The following is a 3,601-nucleotide window of genomic DNA, read 5'->3' as shown; positions in this document are numbered from 1 at the left end:
GTGGGGCGGCCGCGCACCGGCCCGGACCCGCGCCCCGTACGCGGCGCCATCTACCGCGCCGACTGGTTCCTGCGGGTCAGCCACAGGGCGCCCGCCGCCCCGGCGAGGAGCACCGTGCCGCCCAGCGTGCCCAGCGCGATCGCCGAGTCCTCGGGACCGGTCTGCGGGAGCTCGCCGCCGCCGGAGGGGGCGGACTGCGAGGAGCCCGAGGAGCCACCGGTCGAACCGCCTGTCGACCCGCCGCCACCGCCCGCTGCCTTGACGTCCAGTTCCAGGGACGGCTTCGGGTTGTTGGAGGGTGTGCACGTCGTCGTCGTACCGAGCGCCTTGATGGTCAGGACACCGGCCGTGAACGAGACCTTGCCGCTCTTCTTCGGCGTGTACGTCCCCGACAAGTCGCTGATCTTGATGGGGGAGTTGGCGGGGATCGCCGCGGAGTTCGGCGGTCCCGTCACCGGCAGCGAGCCGCTGTCCGCGCCGCCCAGCTTGATGACCGCGCTGGGATTCATCGCGCCCTTGCCGAGCTCGACCGGGCTGGAGGAGACGCCCTTCTGGAAGGACATCGTGATCTTGTAGCCGCTGCCGCTCTTGACGCTCTTCATGTCGATCGGGGAGACGGCGCCCTTGTTCCCGATCGGCGTCTTGCACTGGTAGTTGACGTTCTGGACCGTCGCCTGCGCTGTGGGGGCGGCCATCAGCACCGCCGAGCTCGCCAGAGCCGCGCTGAGCGCGAACGCGGCGGTTCGTTTCTGGTACGTCCGGTACGACACCTCGAGATCCCTTCAGACCGACGGTTACTGACGGTTCATCAGATGCGGGTGGCTCAAGGTACGCCGGGGACCCTGCCGAGGGAAGACAAAGAGCACGCCGGATCGAAGACGATCCGACGCGCTCGGAAACACGCGCGAAAAGAAGCCGTGACCGGCCCGTGGAGCCGGGCCCTGCCCGGGGCCGGGACGCTACCCGGGCGACCGGCGACCCCGGAGGGGGGCCTAAGAGGAGATCGCGCCGCGGGGCAGGCGTGACTTTGGGGGAACGCCCTAGGCGGGGGCGCCCAGTTCCGCCCAGACGGTCTTGCCCGTGAGGCCCGGTGTGCGCACAACTCCCCAGTCGAGGCAGAGGCGTTGGACGATGAACATGCCGTGGCCTCCGGGGCGCCCCGCGCGGTGCGGGGTGCGGGGTGCGGGCTGGCCGGCACCGTGGTCGGTGACCTCGATGCGCAGCACCTTGCTGTCGAGGGAGACGACCATCTCGTCCGGGCCCTCGGCGTGCAGGCAGGCGTTGGTGACCAGCTCGGAGACGACGAGCAGCACATCCTCCGCGGCCGCGCGGCGATCCGCGCTCGGGGCCGGCATCCAGCCCCAGGCGTACAGCGCGTCCCGGGCGAAGTCGCGAGCCAGCGGCACGATGCCGCTCGCCCCCGCGAGGCTCAGCCTGCGGACCTGCCGGCCCCCGGCAGCCGGGACGTCGCCGGACTCGGGGCTCTGATCGCCCGGCGAGTAAGGCCGGGTGGTGCTCATCAGCACTTCACCTCACCGATTCACCAATTCAGTTCAGCTTCAGGATTCAGGGTTGGAGGGGCGGTCGGATGTCTTCTGCGTCTCCTGCCCGGCGGAACGACGAGAACACCCATCCGTTCGTCGCGGCTGATGTGACGCTGGTAACGCGTCGATCACGCAGAGACAACTGGAGCGTAACTTCTGCAGCCCGCAGGCGCGCGGTCATCAGGTCACTCCGCGGCCAGCGCCGTCTCCAGCGAGTCGTGCACCGTGAACACGGCGTCCGCCCCGGTGATCTCGAAGACCCTGGCGACCACCGGCTGCATCCCGGCCAGATGGACACCGCCTCCGGCGGCTTCGGCCTTGAGTCGCGCACCCAGCAGGACGTTCAGTCCGGTCGAGTCGCAGAATTCGAGGCGCGAGCAGTCGACCACGAGGCGTGACAAGCCGCCGTCGAGGCACTCCTCAAGAGGCTCGCGCAGTAGATCGGCGGTGTGGTGATCCAACTCACCCGCCGGGGTCACGACGGCACTGGAGCCCTCTTGCCGCACCTCGACCAGAAGCCGGCCCCGATGCGCGCTGCCGACTGTCCCGCGGTCCATGACGTCTCTCTCTCGCTGCCTTCGACGTGCCGATTGACGCCCTCGAACACTACGCCTTCTCTACGGACCTTGACACCCGAACAACCTCTAGAAATCGGACAATTCAGCTCAGATCGCACTTGCGACCCGGTAAGGAAAGCGGGTAGGCCTAGTAAGGACAGAAATCGACACGGCCGGCTTTGGAGGCGCCGCACTCCGTAGTGCACGTATTGGCATCGGCAGCCATATGCCGAGAACGATGGAGGACATCATGTCACCCCGGCTCGACGAATCGCGTACTGACCAGGCGACGTCGACACTCCCCCCGGAACCCCCAGTCGACGCCGAGCACGACGCGTCCGACGCTCTGGAGGGCCTCGACGGGCTTCCGGAGATCCCGCCTTTCGACGAAGTGGGACCGCTCGACGCCCGTGCCCTGTCCAAGACGCTCTTCGAGCGCCTGGAGACTCTCGAAGAGGGCACTCACGAGTACTCCTACGTACGCAACACGCTGGTCGAGCTCAACCTCGCCCTGGTGAAGTTCGCGGCTTCCCGGTTCCGCTCCCGCAGCGAACCGATGGAGGACATCATCCAGGTCGGCACCATCGGCCTGATCAAGGCCATCGACCGCTTCGAGCTCAGCCGTGGGGTCGAGTTCCCCACCTTCGCGATGCCAACCATCGTCGGGGAGATCAAGCGCTTCTTCCGTGACACCTCCTGGTCCGTGCGCGTACCCCGCCGCCTCCAGGAGCTCCGTCTCGACCTCGCCAAGGCGGGCGACGAGCTCGCCCAGCAGCTCGACCGCGCCCCCACGGTGGGCGAGCTCGCCGAGCGCCTGGGCATCTCGAACGAAGAGGTCGTCGAGGGCATGGCGGCGTCCAACGCCTACACCGCCAGCTCGCTCGACGCCCAGCCCGAGGACGACGACTCCGAGGGCGCGCTCGCGGACCGCATCGGCTACGAGGACCACGGCCTGGAGGGCATCGAGTACGTCGAGTCCCTCAAGCCGCTGATCGCGGAACTCCCGGCGCGCGACCGCAAGATCCTCGCCCTCCGCTTCGTCGCCAACATGACGCAGTCGGAGATCGGCGACGAGCTGGGAATCTCGCAGATGCACGTCTCGCGTCTCCTGTCGCGAACGCTGGTGCGCCTGCGCAAGGGGCTGACGGTGGAGGAGTGAGCCCACCTCCCGGCCTCTTACGATTCCTCACCCGTACGGGCCCGCCTCCCTGATCCCCGGGAGGCGGGCCCGTACGCGTACCGCTTCAGGGCCGGGTGCCGTCGGCCAGTACGGCGATGTGCGGGAGGGCCAACCGCCCGTCGGGGGCGGCCAGTTCGACGGCGAGCCGGTCGTAGTGGGCCCTGGCGGCGGCGCGCCCGCCGGGCGACAGGGCGCTCAGCATCGTCCCGACGGTGCCCACGCCCTCGTCCGCGAAGCCGCCCCACCACTCGTCGGCGTCCGCCCGGTGCTCCCACGCGAGCTCGACACCGCGCACGTCGCCCAGCCCGGCGGCCCGCAGC

4 protein-coding genes and 1 pseudogene are annotated in these 3,601 nt (G+C 69.3%); 1 reads left to right on the top strand and 4 read right to left on the bottom strand.

What is annotated here, in order from left to right; all coding sequences use genetic code 11:
* Positions 1-50 precede the first annotated feature (50 nt).
* The 3 genes from G3I40_RS07200 to G3I40_RS07190 form a co-directional block, all read right to left on the bottom strand.
* A complete protein-coding gene (locus G3I40_RS07200) occupies positions 51-770 on the bottom strand; it encodes an LPXTG cell wall anchor domain-containing protein (RefSeq protein WP_164301323.1) in 720 nt (239 codons plus the stop codon).
* 270 nt (positions 771-1,040) lie between these two features.
* Positions 1,041-1,520, bottom strand: coding sequence for an ATP-binding protein (locus G3I40_RS07195; RefSeq protein WP_164301322.1), 480 nt, complete (start codon positions 1,518-1,520; stop codon positions 1,041-1,043).
* Positions 1,521-1,729: 209 nt separating this feature from the next.
* Positions 1,730-2,101: an STAS domain-containing protein gene (locus G3I40_RS07190; protein ID WP_164301321.1), complete on the bottom strand. Its 372-nt coding sequence runs from the start codon at positions 2,099-2,101 to the stop codon at positions 1,730-1,732.
* Positions 2,102-2,339: 238 nt separating this feature from the next.
* Here G3I40_RS07190 and G3I40_RS07185 point away from each other — a divergent pair, with 238 nt between their 5' ends.
* Positions 2,340-3,260 carry an RNA polymerase sigma factor SigF gene (locus G3I40_RS07185; RefSeq protein WP_164301320.1) on the top strand — a complete coding sequence of 307 codons (921 nt, stop codon included), beginning with the start codon at positions 2,340-2,342 and terminating at the stop codon, positions 3,258-3,260.
* Between the two features lie 85 nt (positions 3,261-3,345).
* Here G3I40_RS07185 and G3I40_RS07180 read toward each other — a convergent pair.
* Positions 3,346-3,601: pseudogene (locus G3I40_RS07180) on the bottom strand (SAM-dependent methyltransferase); the annotation flags it as partial.

It is taken from the genome of Streptomyces sp. SID14478 (assembly GCF_010548525.1).
Taxonomy (GTDB): domain Bacteria; phylum Actinomycetota; class Actinomycetes; order Streptomycetales; family Streptomycetaceae; genus Streptomyces.
Note: the sequence above shows the minus strand (reverse complement) of the source record. Positions and strands in the feature narration are given on the sequence as shown.

Bases quoted from the DNA above. Each gene is read 5' to 3' on its own strand.
- G3I40_RS07195 (WP_164301322.1), bottom strand. From the start codon at position 1,520: ATGAGCACCACCCGGCCTTACTCGCCGGGCGATCAGAGCCCCGAGTCC.
- G3I40_RS07190 (WP_164301321.1), bottom strand. From the start codon at position 2,101: ATGGACCGCGGGACAGTCGGCAGCGCGCATCGGGGCCGGCTTCTGGTC.
- G3I40_RS07185 (WP_164301320.1), top strand. From the start codon at position 2,340: ATGGAGGACATCATGTCACCCCGGCTCGACGAATCGCGTACTGACCAG.